Here is a 231-nt window from a genome sequence, read left to right as displayed (position 1 = left end):
CGTCGGTGGCGCGCACGATGACGTTGTTGCCGCCTTCGACGGCGCTGAAGCTGCTATTCCAGGTGGTTCCGCCGTCGGTGCTGTAGCTGAGGGTGGCGCCGGTTTCGGCGCCGCTGACGGCCAGTGTACCGACGTTGGTGATACCGTCGCTGCCGCTGGCGCCGCTGTCGTGGGCCAGGGCAACCACGGGTGCCGCGGTCGCGGTGTCGAGGGTGAAGGTGAAGGCCGCGG

Annotated in this window: 1 protein-coding gene; it reads right to left on the bottom strand. The window is 69.7% G+C overall.

Annotated features, from left to right (window positions below):
* A partial coding sequence (locus tag H3H39_RS28690) for a hypothetical protein (RefSeq protein WP_182157714.1) occupies positions 1-231 on the bottom strand: 231 nt, incomplete at both ends.

Source organism: Rugamonas apoptosis (assembly GCF_014042355.1).
GTDB classification, from domain to species: Bacteria; Pseudomonadota; Gammaproteobacteria; order Burkholderiales; family Burkholderiaceae_D; genus Rugamonas; species Rugamonas apoptosis.
Note: the sequence above shows the minus strand (reverse complement) of the source record. Positions and strands in the feature narration are given on the sequence as shown.